This window comes from Streptomyces sp. NPDC057137 (assembly GCF_042670825.1).
Taxonomy (GTDB): domain Bacteria; phylum Actinomycetota; class Actinomycetes; order Streptomycetales; family Streptomycetaceae; genus Streptomyces.
Genome location: NZ_JBHUUW010000004.1, coordinates 192,126 through 205,606, shown reverse-complemented (window position 1 = coordinate 205,606; position 13,481 = coordinate 192,126). Strand labels below are relative to the sequence as shown.

Sequence of the window (13,481 nt, the reverse complement as noted above, 5' to 3'; positions counted from 1 at the left end):
ATCCGGGGCGACCCAGGGCGGCAGGCCCTAGGTGTGGTGCTGCACTTCGGTGCTGTGCGGCCCTTCGGAGTTGTGCAGCAGACGGTCCAGGCCGCGTTTGGCGCGCAGTGGGTAGCGCTCCTCGCCGGCCGGGACCGTCTCGTGCGTCAGCCGCAGGAAACGGCGCAGTACGGCGGTGTCGCACTGGGTCAGCGCGACACCTTCCGGCGAGTGGAATTCGAGCATCGTCTGCGCGCGGCCGCAGGGCCAGACGCGTACGTCGCCGTCGCCGGAAGGGGTACGGAGGCCCGATTCGAGCAGCTCGCGCGCGAAGGTCCACACCACCTCGCCGTCGTCGCGCGACACCTCGGCCGGGAAGACGACGCGGACGGCGAGCGGGTCGGCGCTGTCGTAGCGGAGGGTGACCGACAGGCACCCGTGGTGGGGGGCGTCCGTGATGAGACGGACCTTGGCAGGCTGCTCGACGACGGCAGACATCGCTTCGCTCCTCTGCGGCGCTTGTGTCGCTCGGCGCCGTTCCCGACGCGGTGCGTGGTGCTTTACAACACAACATACCTTTTGTCCCTTATTTAACGCCGAGTGTCCCGGAAATCTCAAACTTTCCGTGCCGTTCGGTGCCCGTACACCGGTTCGCATGCCGCGCGCTCTTGCAACTCGTTCGCAAGAGAGGACTATCTATTCGAACGGTTCACTTCGAGCGGTTCACCACGCCTGCCGGAAGCGGAGCCCGCCATGCATGTCCCCGACGGAATGATCAACCTGCCGGTGTCGGCCGCCGCCGGCGTCGTCGCCGCCGGAGCCGTGGCGGTCAGCCTGCGCGGCGCCCGCCGCGAACTGGGCGCCGGACCGCTCGCCGAGGGCCACGGCGCCGAACGCACCGCGCCCCTCGCGGGCCTCGTCGCCGCCTTCGTCTTCGCCGTACAGATGCTGAACTTCCCCGTCGCGGCCGGCACCAGCGGGCATCTGCTCGGCGGGGCGCTCGCGGCGATACTCGTCGGCCCCTACACCGGGGTCCTCTGTATCGCCGTCGTGCTGCTGATGCAGGGCATCCTCTTCGCCGACGGCGGGCTCACCGCGCTCGGCGTGAACATCACGGTCATGGGCGTCGTGACGGTGATCGTCTCGTACGGGATCTTCCGCGGCCTGCTCCGTGTCCTGCCGCGGGGGCGCCGCTCGGTGACCGTGTCCGCGTTCGTGGGCGCGCTGGTGTCCGTGCCGGCCGCCGCCGCGGCCTTCACCCTCCTCTACGCGATCGGCGGGACCACGCACATCCCGATCGGCAAGGTGCTCACCGCGATGGTCGGCGTGCACGTGCTCATCGGCATCGGCGAGGCGGCGATCACCGCGCTGACGGTCGGGGCCGTCATCGCCGTACGGCCGGACCTGGTCCACGGGGCGCGCGGGCTCGCGGCGCCGCTCAAGCTGCGGGTGGACGGGGAACTGGTCGACGCGCCGGCTGCCGCCGTACCCGCGGCGGCCCCGGCCTCCTCCCGCTCACCGCGCGGGCTGCTGGCGGCCGGGCTCGGCACCGCCCTCCTGCTGGCCGGGGTCGTCTCCTTCTACGCCTCCGCCAACCCCGACGGCCTGGAGAAGGTCGCCGCCGACAAGGGCATCGACAAGAAGGTCGAGGAGCACGCCGCCGCCGACTCGCCGCTCGCCGACTACGGCATCAAGGACATCTCCAACACCCGGCTCTCCGGCGGCCTCGCGGGCATGATCGGCGTCGGCGCGACGGTCGTCGTGGGCAGCGGGATCTTCTATGTGGTGCACCGGCGCCGTACGACGGAGAACGCGCCGGTCTCCTCCGGGCCCTCCGCGTCCGCCTCCGCCGAGCGGGCCTGACATGGGCGCGGGCCACGCCCACAAGCTCTACCGGCACGGCCACTCCCCGGTCCACGCGCTGCCGCCGCACTGCAAGCTCGCCGCCGTCCTGTGCTTCGTGCTCGTCGTGGTCTCCACGCCGCGCGAAGCGGTGTGGGCCTTCGGTCTGTACGCGGCGCTGCTCGCCGGCGTCGCCGTGCTCGCCCGCGTCCCGGCCGGTTTCCTGCTGCGCCGGATGCTGATCGAGGTCCCGTTCGTGGCGTTCGCCGTCCTCATGCCGTTCGTGGTGCCCGGCGACCAGGTCCAGTTCCTCGGGGTGTCCCTGAGCGTCCCCGGCCTGTGGGGCGCCTGGAACGTGCTGGCCAAGGGCACCCTGGGCGTCGCCGCCTCCGTACTCCTCGCCTCCACCACCGAACTGCGCGCGCTGCTGCTGGGGCTGCAACGGCTCAAGCTCCCGCCGATGCTCGTCCAGATCGCGTCCTTCATGATCCGCTACGGCGACGTGATCACCGACGAGCTGCGCCGGATGTCGATCGCCCGCCGCTCGCGCGGGTTCGAGGCACGCGGCGTACGGCACTGGGGTGTGCTCGGCAAATCCGCCGGCGCGCTGTTCATCCGTTCCTACGAGCGCGGGGAGCGGGTGCATCTGGCGATGATGAGCCGCGGCTACACGGGCACGATGCCGGTCATCGACGAGATGACGGCGTCCCGCGCGCAGTGGACGTCGGCAGCCGCACTCCCCCTCTCGGCGCTCGCGGTCTGTCTGCTTGGCTGGACGCTATGAGCACGCAGTCCCAGGAACAGCCGCCGCCCTCCCTCGAAGTGCGCGGGCTCGCCTACGCGTACCCCGACGGCCACCAGGCCCTCTTCGGTGTCGACCTGACCGTCGCGCGCGGTGAGCGCGTCGCGCTGCTCGGACCCAACGGCGCGGGCAAGACCACCCTCGTCCTGCATCTCAACGGCATCCACACGGCGGGCGCCGGGTCCGTCACCGTCGCCGGGCTGCCCGTCGCCAAGCAGCACCTCGCCGAGATCCGCCGCCGCGTCGGCATCGTCTTCCAGGACCCCGACGACCAGTTGTTCATGCCCACGGTGCGCGAGGACGTGGCCTTCGGCCCCGCGACGTCCGGACTGCGCGGCGCGGAGCTGGAGGCCCGGGTCGTCGCCGCGCTCACCCAGGTCGGCATGGCCGAGTACGCGGACCGGCCGCCGCACCATCTGTCCTTCGGGCAGCGCCGCCGGGTCGCCGTCGCGACGGTCCTGGCCATGGAGCCCGAGATCCTCGTACTCGACGAGCCCTCGTCCAACCTCGATCCCGCGTCACGCCGCGAACTCGCCGACATCCTGCGGGCGTTGGACGTCACCGTCCTGATGGTCACGCACGACCTGCCGTACGCGCTGGAACTGTGCCCGCGCGCCGTGATCCTCAGCGAGGGCGTCATCGCGGCCGACGGGCCGACGCCCGAGCTGCTCGGCGACGCGGAGTTGATGGGCGCGCACCGGCTGGAGTTGCCGTTCGGTTTCGACCCCACGACGGTCGCGAGGCGGTGAACCCCGGTGGCCCTGCCGGCGCCGTGAACCGTGCACCATGGAGACATGAGCGGGATGGCAGGCGTCGATGACGTCCAGGGCACGGTGGCCGCGGGCTTCGAACCCGTCAAGGACGCCTTCGTACGGAACTTCCAGGAGCGCGGTGAGCGGGGCGCGGCCGTCGCCGTCTACCGGCACGGGCACAAGGTCGTCGACCTGTGGGCCGGCACACGCGACTTCGACGGCGCGGAGCCGTGGGCCGTCGACACCGCGCAGGTCGTGCGCTCCGCGACGAAGGGTGTCGCCGCCGCCGTACCGCTTCTGCTGCACCAGCGCGGGCGGATCGACCTGGACGCGCCCGTGGGCACGTACTGGCCGGAGTTCAAGGCGGCCGGCAAGGAACGGGTCCTCGTACGGCACCTGTTGTCGCACCGCGCGGGCGTGCCCGTGCTCGACCGGCCGCTCAGCCCCGCCGAGGCCCTCGACGGCGAGTCGGGCGCGCACGCGCTCGCCGCGCAGCGGCCCGTGTGGGAGCCGGGCACCGATCACGGCTACCACGCGCACACCTACGGCTGGCTGATCGCCGAGCTGGTGAAGCGGGTCACCGGACGGTCCGTCGGCCGCTGGATCGCCGACGAGATCGCCCGTCCGCTCGGCCTGGACTTCTGGATCGGGCTGCCCGCCGACGAGGCGCACCGGGTGGGCCGTATCGGGCGGATCGAGGAGCCGGCCGGGGTCGGCGGGGAGCTGCGGCTGCGCGCCAAGCGCTCGGTCTCGGAGGCGTACAAGGACCCCGAATCGCTCACCCGGCGGGCGTTCGGCGCGATCGATCCGCCGCCGGACGAGAACAGCGCCGCGTACCGCGCCGCCGAGCTGCCCGCGAGCGGCGGGATCTCCACCGCGCGTGCGCTGGCGCGGTGCTACGCGGCGATGATCGGCCCGGTGGACGGCCCCGGGCACGGCTACCGGGGCGGCGAGCGGCTGTTCGCCCCGGCGACCCTGACCGCCGCCCGTACCGAGGAATCGGCGGGCCCCGACCGGGTGCTGGTCGTCGGCACGCGCTTCGGGCTCGGCTTCATGCTGCACGGTTCGGGCGCGCCGCTGCTGGGCCCCGGCTCGTTCGGGCACCCGGGTCGCGGCGGCTCACTCGGCTTCGCCGACCCCGAGTCGGGCATCGCCTTCGGCTATGTCACCAACGGCATGCGCAAGGGAGTGACGGCGGATCCCCGGGCGCAGGCCCTGGTGCGGGCCGTTCGGGGAAGTGTGTGACCGCAATCACACAACTACCGTATGTGTGCGGGATGGTGGGATCTGTCACCGCTCCTGACGATAGATCGAGATTTGGCGGTTCATCTGTCGCCCATCCGCCCGTCACTGACTGTTTCCTAAATCCAACACCGTTGCCGCACTTGTGAATTGAGGGCCGGAAGGGCGCATCCGTCGTTCTAGGATCCGTGACCATTCGTACAGATGTACGGATCAACACGGGGAGAACACATGGCTCAGAGGATGCGCCGGGTTCGCGACGCGGCGGCCGCGCTGACGGCCACGGCCGCTGTGGCGGTGGTGACGGTGCTGGTGCTGGCACCGGGTGACGGTGGTGAGGGCGGGGCCGAGGTGGCTGCCGCCGCTGCCGCGAAGGCGGCGCCGGGGGTCAATACGGGGCCGGTGGCGGTCGAGGCCGAGGACAACCTGCCCAGTTGGACGGCGGGTGAGTGGGTCACGTACGCGGACCATGTCGTCGTGGTGACCGCGACGTCCCAGTCGGAGATCGCGCCGCAGGCGCACGAGATCGAGCGTGGTGAAGGCATTGTCGGCCGGAACGTGATGCTGAAGATCGACAAGGTGTTGTGGTCGCGTGCGGACGCGGCGAAGCCGGCGCCGGCGACCTGGAACTCCTCCGCCCTGGGCTGGCACTTCACGGAGTCGAACCTGGCCGATCGCCGCGAGATGGTGGTGGCGGACCGGCCTCGGATGGAGGTCGGCCACACCTACATCCTGGCGATGGAGTGGGACGAGGCACGGTGTTCCGAGGGCGACGAGACCGTGCCCGCCCAATGGCGTGGACTGGGTGCGGGTTCGGAGCTGCCGTACGACGGCGGTGTGATCGGCAACGGCGAGCAGGCGGGCCGTACGCAGAGCGTGTCCCGGGCGAAGGCACCGCGCGCGCAGGGGATCGAGGCCGAAGCCGTGGTCGAAGAGGTGCTGGCGGGGCAGCCCGAGTCGGCGCTGGTGTCGGCGCTGAAGGCGGCCAAGCCCGTACCCACCGACGGGTACCTGACGAAGACCGCCGACTCCGCCAAGGCCGCGTGCGCATGAGCATGCGGAGCAGGGCTTTTCGGGCGCGTTGCGACATCGTGAGGAGACGGTTGTGTCAGGGGTGACGATCAGCGGGGTGCGGCGTGCGGTGGCCAAGCCGTTCGCGGTGGGCGTGGCGATTGTCGCGCTCGGTGTGGGGGCGGGGGTGGCGTGGGCGGCGGTGACGGACAACATCGTTCCGATCGGTGCCGGCCAGACAGCGTGTCACGACGAGGGCAGCATGCCCGACGGGAAGGCGCTCTGTCAGTCGGACAACGCGGGGTTGAGCTACTACATGGACAGTGGTGGTACGAACGCGCTGGAGGAGTTCGACAAGACCGTGGTCCGCACCGTCATGGAGGCGGAGTTCGAGCCGACGGATCTGAGCGTGGGGTACGACTCGACGCCGGCGTTCAGCGGGGCCGCGGAGACGGACATCGTCTACGAGGAGAGCGGGATCGGCGTCGGTTCCGGTTCTGTCGGCACCACGTTCTGCAACGACGCGGTGGACAGTCTTCGTTGCGACCAAACGTACATCCGCATCCTCGGCGGAGGTGAGTACGACTACGGCACCACCTGTCACGAGACGGGGCACGGCGTCGGTCTCACGCACGGCGACCAGGCGCACCCACAGGTGCCCAGGACGGACAGCCGATTGGGCTGTCTGGCGAATCCAGCGCCCAACAGCGCGAAACTGGGCGCGAACAACCGCGACAACATCAACCTCACTTACTGAGCCAGGCCAAGGACACGAGGTCCGAGGAGACGGAGGAGTCGCTGTGTCAGTAGGAAGAGCCGGCGGGGTGCGGCGTGTGGTGACCAAGCCGTTCGCGGTGGGGGCGGCGATTGTCGTGCTGGGTGTGGGGGCGGGGGTGGCGTGGGCGGCGGTGACGGACAACATGGTCCCGACCGGCGCCACGGTGCCCGCGTGTCACGACGAGAACGGCCCCGACGGGGTGCTCAACTGCCAGACGGACAACGCCGCGTTGAGCTACTACATGGACAGTGGGGGTACGAACGAGCTGGAGGAGGTCGACAGGGCCGTGGTCCGCCTGGTCATGGCGGACGAGTACTCGCCGACCGATCTCAGCGTGGCGTACGACTCGACGCCGGCGTTCAGCGGGAGCGCCGAGACGGACATCGTCTACGAGGAGAGCGGGATCGGCGTCGGTTCCGGTTCCGTCGGCGCCACCTTCTGCAACGACGCGGCGGACAGCCTCCGTTGCGACCAGCAGTACATCCGCATCCTGGGCGGAGGCGAGTACGACTACGGCACCACCTGCCATGAGACGGGGCACGCTGTCGGTCTCACACACGGCAGGAACGCGCATCCGCAGCTGTCCCAGACGGACAGCCGGCTCGGCTGCCTGAAGACGCCGTCAGGCACCGGCGACAGGCTGGGTGCCAACAACCGCGACAACATCAACCTTACGTACTGAGCCCTGTCGGCTCGCTTCGTGCCGAGGCGAGCGGCGGGTGGGGGAGGGCGGCGGGTGGGGGAGGGCGGCGTACGACAGCCGTCCTCCTCTTCGGCCTTCTCGGCGAGATGAACGTTTGCCGGGCTTGCCGCGTCGAAGTCTCAGGAGCTGCCGAGGAGGGCTGCGGATGACTGAGCGGAAAGCGGGACCGGGCGAGTCGGCAAGGGCCGTACTCGACGACGACACCGGCATCGGGCGGGCGCGTGCCGTACTCCTCATGGGCGGGGTGCCGTGGGGTGAACTCGACGACGGCGTACAGCAGGTGAGACTCAAACTCCTGGAGGAGCGGGCGAATCCGGAGCGGGCCGCGATCCGTGACCAGGCCGCCTGGGTCGCCGTCGTGGCCTCGCGGGTGGCCGTCGACTGGCACCGGTCCCGTACGAGGGAGGCCGGCCTGCGCGAACGGCTGGCCGCCCGCTGGCTGCGCCGCCCGCCGGCCGACCACCCGCAGGAACACCGGGTCCTCGCGCTGAGCGTCGCCGACGGGCTCGACGGGCTGCCGACGGCGCAACGGCAGGTGCTGACGCTGCGGTACTACGCGGATCTGACCGTACGGGACATCGCACTGCTTCTTGACATCCCCGAGGGCACGGTCAAGAGCCGGCTGCACACGGCGGTCGCGGCCATGCGGACGAGGCTGAGCGACATGGAGGTGATCTGACATGTCCGATCCGGAGCTGACGGAACCGGAGTCGACGGGAGCCGAGTCGGCGGAACAGGAATTGCCGGAAGCCGAGGGCGAGCGGTTGCGGCTGGCCCTCACGCTGATCGGCGACGAGGCGTCCCGTACCGAGCCGCTCACGGCCGCGCCGGCACCGGTGCGGGTGCGGGTGCGGGTGCGGCGGAGCCGACGCCGCCGGAAGGGTCTGCTCGTCGGGGCGCTCGTGGGCGCGGCGGCGCTCTGCGCCGGGATGCTGACTCTGACGCTCCCCGACGGTGGGAATGGTCGCCCCGATTCGGACGGGATGGGGCAGTCCAACCAGGAGGGCATCGCCTGTGCGCGCCTGATCGTCGAGGCCGTCGTGGTGGCCGTACGGGACGCACCGGAGGACGGCAGGCTCCTCGTCTCCTTCGACGTCCAGGAGTGGATCAAGCCCGGGAGCGGCGCCGACCGGATCGAACTCGACCTGGTCGACCCGGCGGTGGCCCAGGTCCAGGAGCCCTGGCGGAAGGGAGTGCGGGTACTGCTGACCGTGCCGCTCCGCCGTGATCTGGAGGCGTACGGGTTCTCCGGGAAGCAACTGGAGGGCCAGCGGAAGATTCTCGATCACTATCTGCCGCTGGCGAAGAAGACGGAGTGCCCGGAGTACTGGCGCACCCCGCAGGACTGACGAGGGCGGCGTATCCCCGTCAGTCCCGCGAGCACAGGCACTGGTGCGGGCCGTCCGGTCGGCTTCATGATCGGCACATGAGGCGATCACGATGAGCATGGGGCGATCACGATGGGCATGAGGCGATCACGATGGGCATGAGCCGGTTCGAGAATCACGGCGTACTGATCACGGGAGCCGGACGCGGCATCGGCGAGGCCGTCGCGCGGCGGCTGGCCGCCGAGGGCGGGCGGGTGCTGATCACGGACGTGGACGGTGAACGGGCCGAGCGGGCGGCGGAGTTGATCGACGGCGCGGAGTCGTACGTGTGCGACGTGGGCGACCGCGCCTCGGTCGAGGCGGCCGTGGCGTACGCCGTCGAGCGCTTCGGCTCGCTGGACGTGCTGGTCAACAACGCGTACTCCTGCACCCCGGACACGCCGCTCTTCGAGGACGAACCGGACGAACACTGGGCCCGTGACCTCGATCTGACCCTGACCGGCGCCTTCCGCTGCGCGCGGGCGGCGCTGCCGCACCTGGCGGCGTCGGGGCGCGGCGCGATCGTCAGCATCGGCTCGGTCAACGGCGAGCAGGACTTCGGCAACCACGCCTACAGCGCCGCGAAGGCGGGCCTCGCGAGCCTGACCCGCACCCTGGCGGGCCACGCGACGCCGCGCGGGGTCCGCGTCAACCTCGTCGCCCCCGGCACCATCCGCACGGACGGCTGGCAGGGCCGCGAGGCCAACCTGGAACGCGCGGCGCCCCACTACCCGGCGGGCCGGGTGGGACTGCCGGACGACGTCGCGTCGGCGGTGGCGTTCCTGGCCTCGTCGGACGCGGGATGGATCACGGGGGTGACGCTGCCGGTGGACGGCGGGATCCTGTCGGCGAACGTGGGGCTGCGCGACGCCCTCGCGGGGGCGCCGGTGCCCGGGGAGCGATGAGTTTCGGCGCCGGGCGGGGTCGTACGTACATCATCGCCACCACTTCCCGGTACTGCTTCCCACCGAAGGACGACCCCCACCATGGTCACCACCCACACGCTCGACGTCCCCGGCGCGCACCTGCACTACGAGGTACGGGGCTCCGGCCCCGTGCTGGTGCTCATGGGCGCGCCCATGAGCGCCGCGCACTTCGCGCCGCTGGCCGACGCGCTCGCCGACGAGTACACCGTCGTCACCCACGACCCCAGAGGCATCTCCGGCAGCACGCTTGACGACCCCGAGCAGGACTCCACCCCCGAGCTGCGCGCCGACGACCTCGCCGCGATCCTGGACGACCTCGGCGCCGGTTCGGCCCAGGTGTTCGGCAGCAGCGGCGGCGCCGTGACCGGCCTCGCGCTGGTCGCCCGGCACCCGGCACGGGTACGGACACTCGTCGCGCACGAGCCGCCGGTGCTGGAACTGCTGCCCGACGTGGCGGAGCGGCGCGCGGAGACGGAGGACATCGTCGAGACGTTCCACCGGGAGGGTGTCGGCCCGGCGTTCGCGAAGTTCATGGCCACCTCCGGGATGCAGACCGGCGCGCAGGGCGCTCCCGCCGAGCCCCCCGGCGAGCCGTCCGCCCAGGACCTGGCGGACGGGGCCCGCTTCCTCGGCCACGAACTGCGCGGCACCGCCCGGTACTTGCCGGACATCGACGCGCTGAAGGCCGGCCCGGCCCGCGTCGTGATCGGCATCGGCGCGACGTCCGGCCCGCTGCTCACGTACCGCACATCGACGGAACTGGCCGGCCGCCTCGGCTCCCAGCCGGCCGAATTCCCGGGCGGGCACGGCGGGTTCGTGGAGGCGCCGGGGGAGTTCGCGGGGGTGCTGCGGAAGGTGCTCGTAGGGTGAGGCGGGAGCTGGGGCTTGGCCATGGCCGTCGGGTCCCGAAGCGCTGGGCCAACCCTCAGCGGCCCTGGTCGAACGCCTTCCGTACGGCCGACGTGCTGGTGTGCTCCTTGGCAAGTGCGTCCATGACGACCTCATCACAGACCTCACCGAGCCAGTAACCCGCCTCGCGGAGCGTCCCGGCGACACGGAAGCCGGATTTCTCGTACGCGCGAATCCCCGCGGTGTTCGGGGCGAGGACCTTGAGCCAGACCATTCGCAGGTTGGTGATGTGAAAGGCGTAGTCGAGGGTGAGCCTGGTGGCCGCGGTGCCGAGGCCATGGCCGCGGGCTTCGGAGGCAAGCATGATCACGTATTCGGCGGTCCGTACGGAATGGTCCGGCAGGAGCGTCGCGACTCCGGCAGGCGTCGGGGCGCCGGAACTCAGGTCGTAGATCGTGAAGCGGATGTTCTCGCCTCGGAGTTGGTGAGCCATGCCTTCGGTCCGGGCTTCGAGCGACTCGGGGCTCTGGCGTCCGTAGCCGACCAGGAGGGCGGGGTCCTGCTCCCAGCGCCAGTACGTTTCGACCAGGTCGGCGCGGTAGGGGCCGAGAGCGCAGGTGTCGTCGCTGATCCACAGGATCGGCTCACTGCTGGTGCTGATGACGGTCTCCGATGGTGAGTGCCGGCGTGAAGGCGAGAGTTGAGGGAGGTTCGGCGACGGGGGTGCCGTCCTCAGTCTCCACCCAGGCGTGCAGCCGCACGGGGTCCGGCGCGGCGCCATGGCACCAGGTGACGGACAACCGCCGCACGGCCAATTGCAGAGCGGTGGCGGCGGACTCCTCCAGGCAGGCGGTACGTCCCGGGAAGTACCAGCCCGTTCGACGCACGGCGAGAGCGGCCGCCTGGGCCTGAGCGGGGGTGGCCGGTCGGCAACACCTTGACGCGGCGGCGTTCAGAGCGGTGGTGAGGCGGTGCATTGCCAACCCTCTTGGTCCTGCCTGTTTGATGGCGGCGACGGACGCCAGAGCGGCAGCTGCGCCGATGGCACCACGGCGAGCGCGCGGAGGCCGGACGGTCCCGGCAGGGTGTTCGGCACTTCCCCAACTCGCCTTCGCGGGAAGGGCCGTGGTGGGCGCGCTCCACGGGATCGGGGACGGCGCCGGGAGCAGCAGACCGCTGGTGAGGAGTCGCGTGGCCATGGTGGGGTCCATGGCGTCGATGCGGCCGGTGTCGGCGGCGTCCTTCCACAGGGTCGCGGCGGCAGGCATGAGGCACTGGACGTGTCCGGTCCGGTAGTCGATGAGGACCAGTACGTGTCCGAAGTCCAGGGCCCGGACGTGACACGGCGCGGTCGCGAAGCTCGGCAGCTCAGACATGAGCGCTCCTCCACGGCTCCGTGGTCCATCCCGGTCCGGGGTCTGCGCGGTGGGCGTGGAGCCAGGCTCCGGCTGTCAGGGCCTGTTCGATCGTGGCCAGAGACATCGGGACGCCTGCGGCGGCCTGGCGTAGATGCCGGCGAAATGGGTCCGGCTCCAGGATGCCGAGGGTGACGAGGTGGCCGTCGGCAAGTGACAGGAGGTCGGGAAGATTCGCCCGGAGTCCGGCGTAGTGGTCGGCGTTGAAGCTGCCCTTGGTCGTGCGGGTGGCGACGGCCGACGGGAGCAGGTGTCTCATCGCGCGACCCAGTACGGGCTTGTAGGTATGGATCGGCGGGCGGTCGTCCATCGTGGTTCGAAGGAGTGTGTCCACGATGAGAGGGTCGAGGAACGGGTTGTGCAAGGTGATGCCGCAGGCAGCGGCGAGCTCGGTATCGGCGGTGGCGCTTCGGGCAACCTCTCGGATCTCATCGACCAGGACACGTACCGAGATGTCCAGACCCTCAAGAGCGTCCTCGGTGTCGAGCGCCTCGGTGGCCGCGTCGAGCAGAAACCGGCGGGCTGCGGGGGTAGCCCAGGTGGGTAACGCCCGGAGCGCGAACCAGCGGACGTTTCCTCGGTCGAGACCGTCGTGGCCCGGGGAGCCGATGGTTCGGGCGAGGTCTTGCAGCGCCGTACGCCGATTGGTGCGGGCCAGCACCACCGCGTCGCGCAGCAGGGGTGCGACAGCAGTGTGCCGCAGCCGCGCCCAGCCGAGGGCTTCGGTCACCGCGCGACGCCACTTCTGGTGGCGGATGAGGTCGGCGAGGTGCGCGGGCGGCTGGAACAGGACACTGTCGCCGCCGTCGCCGGTCAAATGGGTCCGGCCGTCGAGGTGTTGGCGCATCCAGTGGAACTGCGCGGACAGGCGGGCGCGGGTGAGCGTCGAGGGCGCCGGCTCTCCGGTCGCCGGGACGTCCGTGATACGGGTGTAGGGCAGATGCTTGGGCCCCAGCGGGACAAGATGGTGGCTGATGCGGTCGGGGTGCTCCGCCGCGGTCAGCCGCGCGTAGTGGAGATCCGCCCCTTCCGTGTCGCCCTCGGGGTGCACGGTCATGGCGTTGAGCGGGCGTGAACCTGGCAGTGCGTTCGCGGCGAGAACGGCGAGCGTAGTGGAGTCCAGACCGCCCGACAGGTCACAGGACAAGTCCGGATCGCAGCGCACGCGCAGGGCCACCGCCTTGGTCAGCACGTCGCGAAGACGGAGGTGTGGATCTCCGGAGACCGGCTCCGGGCGCCACCGTACGGTGCACTGCGGTCGGCCGCTGTCGCCGGGCAATTCGATCAGGCTTCCCGGGGGAAGTTGCTCGATGCCGGCGAAGAAGGTCCTCGATCCGGTCAGGGCCGACACCGAAGGGGCCAGGACGGAGCAGGCCAGGCGCCGGATGTCGATGGATGCCGAGGTGAGACGGGCGAGCATCCGCGCAGAGCTGGACCAGGCCCAACGTCCCCGCCACGGGGTCGCGTAGAGAGGCAGGGCGGCGGCCGGGTCGGTGTGCAGCACCACGCGATGTGGACTCTCCTCGACAATCGCGTACGTGCCGGGCCACCGCCAGGACACATCGACCGGTAGTCCGGCGTCGGCCAAGCGGCTCAGCTCGGCGCTGGTGGCGCCGCACGTACCCAGGACGAGGACCCTCCGATTCCCGTCCCGAGTTTCGACGTATCGCACCGGGGCGCCCGTGAGCTTCCATGTCGACGAGTTCGGGCTGATGTACGCGGCGCCTTCGGGGCGAAGACGCTCGTGCTCCGCGCTGAATCCTCCGAAGATCATTGGTTGCCTCCTGTGTGGTCCACTCACGGCACGCGGTGGTG

The 13,481-nt window shown here is 70.9% G+C and carries 15 protein-coding genes; 11 read left to right on the top strand and 4 right to left on the bottom strand.

What is annotated here, in order from left to right; all coding sequences use genetic code 11:
* Window positions 1-27: 27 nt before the first annotated feature.
* Window positions 28-477: an SsgA family sporulation/cell division regulator gene (locus tag ACFT9I_RS05920; RefSeq protein WP_382561207.1), complete on the bottom strand. Its 450-nt coding sequence runs from the start codon at window positions 475-477 to the stop codon at window positions 28-30.
* Window positions 478-732: 255 nt separating this feature from the next.
* Here ACFT9I_RS05920 and ACFT9I_RS05915 point away from each other — a divergent pair, with 255 nt between their 5' ends.
* From ACFT9I_RS05915 to ACFT9I_RS05865, 11 genes are all read left to right on the top strand, one after another.
* Entirely contained in the window at window positions 733-1,842 is a 1,110-nt protein-coding gene (locus tag ACFT9I_RS05915) for an energy-coupling factor ABC transporter permease (RefSeq protein ID WP_382561205.1), read from the top strand.
* A 1-nt stretch (window position 1,843) separates the two neighbouring features.
* Window positions 1,844-2,605, top strand: coding sequence for a cobalt ECF transporter T component CbiQ (gene cbiQ, locus ACFT9I_RS05910; RefSeq protein WP_382561203.1), 762 nt, complete (start codon window positions 1,844-1,846; stop codon window positions 2,603-2,605).
* Window positions 2,602-3,372: an energy-coupling factor ABC transporter ATP-binding protein gene (locus ACFT9I_RS05905; protein ID WP_382561201.1), complete on the top strand. Its 771-nt coding sequence runs from the start codon at window positions 2,602-2,604 to the stop codon at window positions 3,370-3,372. Before cbiQ ends, ACFT9I_RS05905 begins: the two co-directional genes overlap by 4 nt.
* Window positions 3,373-3,417: 45 nt before the next feature.
* The gene (locus tag ACFT9I_RS05900) at window positions 3,418-4,620 is read left to right on the top strand and encodes a serine hydrolase domain-containing protein (RefSeq protein WP_382561199.1); all 1,203 of its coding nucleotides are present in this window, start codon (window positions 3,418-3,420) and stop codon (window positions 4,618-4,620) included.
* A 228-nt stretch (window positions 4,621-4,848) separates the two neighbouring features.
* Window positions 4,849-5,670: a hypothetical protein gene (locus tag ACFT9I_RS05895; RefSeq protein WP_382561197.1), complete on the top strand. Its 822-nt coding sequence runs from the start codon at window positions 4,849-4,851 to the stop codon at window positions 5,668-5,670.
* Between the two features lie 52 nt (window positions 5,671-5,722).
* Window positions 5,723-6,385: a hypothetical protein gene (locus ACFT9I_RS05890; RefSeq protein ID WP_382561195.1), complete on the top strand. Its 663-nt coding sequence runs from the start codon at window positions 5,723-5,725 to the stop codon at window positions 6,383-6,385.
* A gap of 43 nt (window positions 6,386-6,428) precedes the next feature.
* Window positions 6,429-7,088: a hypothetical protein gene (locus ACFT9I_RS05885; RefSeq protein ID WP_382561193.1), complete on the top strand. Its 660-nt coding sequence runs from the start codon at window positions 6,429-6,431 to the stop codon at window positions 7,086-7,088.
* A 166-nt stretch (window positions 7,089-7,254) separates the two neighbouring features.
* Window positions 7,255-7,788 carry an RNA polymerase sigma factor gene (locus ACFT9I_RS05880; RefSeq protein WP_382561192.1) on the top strand — a complete coding sequence of 178 codons (534 nt, stop codon included), beginning with the start codon at window positions 7,255-7,257 and terminating at the stop codon, window positions 7,786-7,788.
* A gap of 1 nt (window position 7,789) precedes the next feature.
* On the top strand, window positions 7,790-8,458 hold the full coding sequence (locus ACFT9I_RS05875; protein ID WP_382561190.1) for a hypothetical protein: 669 nt from the start codon (window positions 7,790-7,792) through the stop codon (window positions 8,456-8,458).
* Between the two features lie 137 nt (window positions 8,459-8,595).
* Window positions 8,596-9,381: an SDR family NAD(P)-dependent oxidoreductase gene (locus ACFT9I_RS05870; RefSeq protein WP_382561188.1), complete on the top strand. Its 786-nt coding sequence runs from the start codon at window positions 8,596-8,598 to the stop codon at window positions 9,379-9,381.
* An 81-nt stretch (window positions 9,382-9,462) separates the two neighbouring features.
* A complete protein-coding gene (locus tag ACFT9I_RS05865) occupies window positions 9,463-10,272 on the top strand; it encodes an alpha/beta fold hydrolase (RefSeq protein ID WP_382561186.1) in 810 nt (269 codons plus the stop codon).
* A 55-nt stretch (window positions 10,273-10,327) separates the two neighbouring features.
* Here ACFT9I_RS05865 and ACFT9I_RS05860 read toward each other — a convergent pair whose 3' ends face one another.
* From ACFT9I_RS05860 to ACFT9I_RS05850, 3 genes are read right to left on the bottom strand one after another with little or no spacing between them, the layout of a single operon-like run.
* A complete protein-coding gene (locus tag ACFT9I_RS05860) occupies window positions 10,328-10,882 on the bottom strand; it encodes a GNAT family N-acetyltransferase (protein ID WP_382561254.1) in 555 nt (184 codons plus the stop codon).
* 13 nt (window positions 10,883-10,895) lie between these two features.
* Window positions 10,896-11,627 carry a lasso peptide biosynthesis B2 protein gene (locus ACFT9I_RS05855; RefSeq protein WP_382561184.1) on the bottom strand — a complete coding sequence of 244 codons (732 nt, stop codon included), beginning with the start codon at window positions 11,625-11,627 and terminating at the stop codon, window positions 10,896-10,898.
* On the bottom strand, window positions 11,620-13,440 hold the full coding sequence (locus ACFT9I_RS05850) for an albusnodin/ikarugamycin family macrolactam cyclase (protein WP_382561182.1): 1,821 nt from the start codon (window positions 13,438-13,440) through the stop codon (window positions 11,620-11,622). The genes ACFT9I_RS05855 and ACFT9I_RS05850 overlap by 8 nt, the downstream gene beginning before the upstream one ends.
* Between the last annotated feature and the right edge of the window lie 41 nt (window positions 13,441-13,481).